Annotated in this window: 4 protein-coding genes; 1 reads left to right on the top strand and 3 read right to left on the bottom strand. The window is 70.9% G+C overall.

Annotation, left to right across the window (positions count from 1 at the left end; all coding sequences use genetic code 11):
• The coding region (gene gabT, locus AC2VNT_RS06070; protein WP_486945993.1) for a 4-aminobutyrate--2-oxoglutarate transaminase at nt 1–1,029 on the top strand (1,029 nt) is incomplete at its 5' end.
• Nucleotides 1,030–1,144: 115 nt separating this feature from the next.
• Here the strand turns inward: gabT and AC2VNT_RS06065 are convergent.
• The 3 genes from AC2VNT_RS06065 to AC2VNT_RS06055 all read right to left on the bottom strand — a co-directional run.
• Nucleotides 1,145–1,522 carry a PIN domain-containing protein gene (locus tag AC2VNT_RS06065; protein ID WP_486945992.1) on the bottom strand — a complete coding sequence of 126 codons (378 nt, stop codon included), beginning with the start codon at nt 1,520–1,522 and terminating at the stop codon, nt 1,145–1,147.
• Nucleotides 1,519–1,758, bottom strand: coding sequence for an antitoxin (locus AC2VNT_RS06060; protein WP_486945994.1), 240 nt, complete (start codon nt 1,756–1,758; stop codon nt 1,519–1,521). The genes AC2VNT_RS06065 and AC2VNT_RS06060 overlap by 4 nt, the downstream gene beginning before the upstream one ends.
• 51 nt (nt 1,759–1,809) lie before the next feature.
• A partial coding sequence (locus AC2VNT_RS06055) for a Holliday junction DNA helicase RuvB C-terminal domain-containing protein (protein WP_486945991.1) occupies nt 1,810–2,069 on the bottom strand: 260 nt, incomplete at its 5' end.

Raw genomic sequence — 2,069 nt, 5'->3', positions numbered from 1 at the left:
GCCGAGGAGCTCAACCGGATCACCCCCGGATCGGGCGAGAAGCGGTCCGTGCTGCTCAACTCCGGTGCCGAGGCGGTGGAGAACGCGGTCAAGATCGCCCGCTCCTACACCCGCAAGCCCGCGGTGGTGGCGTTCAACCACGCCTTCCACGGCCGCACCAACCTGACCATGGCGCTCACCGCCAAGTCGATGCCGTACAAGAGCGGTTTCGGACCGTTCGCCGCGGAGATCTACCGGGCGCCGATGTCCTACCCGTACCGCGACGGGTTGACGGACAAGGAGTTGGCCACCGACGGCGGTCTGGCCGCGGCCCGCGCGCTGCGGGTCATCGACAAACAGATCGGCGCCGACAACCTGGCCGCGGTCATCATCGAGCCGATCCAGGGCGAGGGCGGGTTCATCGTCCCGGCCGAGGGCTTCCTGGCGGCGCTGCTGGCCTGGTGCCGGAAGAACGGCGTGGTGTTCATCGCCGACGAGGTGCAGTCCGGCTTCGCCCGCAGCGGGGCGTGGTTCGCCTGCGAGCACGAGGGCATCGAACCCGACCTGATCTGCACCGCCAAGGCGATCGGCGGCGGCCTGCCGTTGTCGGCGGTAACCGGCCGAGCCGAGATCATGGACGCCCCCCAGGTGAGTGGGCTGGGCGGGACGTTCGGCGGCAACCCGGTGGCCTGCGCGGCGGCGCTGGCCGTCATCGACACCATCGAGAGCGACGGCCTGATCGCCCGGGCGCAGCGACTCGGGCAGCTGGCGTTCGACCGGCTGGGCCGGCTGCAGGCCGACGACGACCGGATCGGCGACGTGCGCGGGCGCGGGGCGATGGTCGCCATGGAGCTGGTGCGCTCCGGCTCCGCTGACCCCGACCCGGAGCTGACCGCCAGAGTGGTCGGCGCGGCCCGGGCGGCCGGGGTGATCGTGCTGACCTGCGGGACGTACGGCAACGTGGTGCGGCTGCTGCCGCCGCTGAGCATCAGCGACGAGTTGTTCTGCGAGGGGATCGAGGTGCTGGCCGAGGCGCTGGCGGGGCTGTGACCTCCAGGTCGCACACGCCGAGCATCGCATGTCTTTTGCGCTACGTGCCTGCTCTGGCTCAAACGCGCCGGTTGTGGTGAGCGCGGCAAGCGGTTCCTTCGGGTTTTCCACAAGGTCAGTACGGGGGCCGCAGCGCGTCGAACATCGGGAAGTGGCGCACGTTGGTGGTCAGCAGGTCCGCGTCGGTGACGATCGCGGTCGCGGCGATCAGGTAGTCGACGTCGTCGATACCGCCGTGGCTGAGCCGGAACCGCCGGGCCAGCTCTCCCGCCAACCGGGCTGTCTGCTCGGCCACCGCGATCCAGCTCAGCGCCGAGCAGAAGTCCTCCAGGGCGGTCAGCTCGTTCTCCCGCACGCCGGACAGCAGTTCGAAACGGACCAGTTCGCTGGCCGCCAGCTCTTCACCACTATCGACGATTCCGGCGAGTAGCTCGACCGCGTCGGGCTGGCCGCGCAGGTGGTCTACGGCGACCGTGGTGTCGATCAGCTTCACGCCAGGCCGAGTCTGGCCAGCCGCTCGTCGAGGTCGCCGCGAATGGCATCGACGTACTCCGCCCCGGTGAAGTCCCGGTCCCGCCACGACCCGGCGCTTCGCCGCAGCGCGGCCACCCGCTCATCCCTCGACCCACTCCCGAACTCGACCAGCTCCACATCGTCCCGTCCAAACCCGGAAATACGGGCGCGTCGACGTAGCTCCTGCCGGACTCGTTTCGACCCCGCATCACATATGAAGCAGCGAGTCACCGCAGTTCGGGTCGCCCGTGGTGCAGCGTCACCGGCCTAATCGAACAGCCCGGCCTGACCCAGCCCGGCCGCCCCGGCCGGCGGGACCATCCCCAGGTGCGTCCAGGCGGCCGCGGTGCCGACCCGCCCGCGCGGGGTGCGGGCGATCATCCCGGCCCGCACCAGGAACGGCTCGCAGACCTCCTCGACGGTGGCCGCCTCCTCCCCGACCGCCACCGCCAGCGTGGAGACCCCGACCGGCCCGCCGCCGAAGCTTCGGGTCAGCGCCGAGAGCACCGCCCGGTCCAGCCGGTCCA

The organism is Mycobacterium sp. TH-M15, assembly GCF_057473705.1.
Note: the sequence above shows the minus strand (reverse complement) of the source record. Positions and strands in the feature narration are given on the sequence as shown.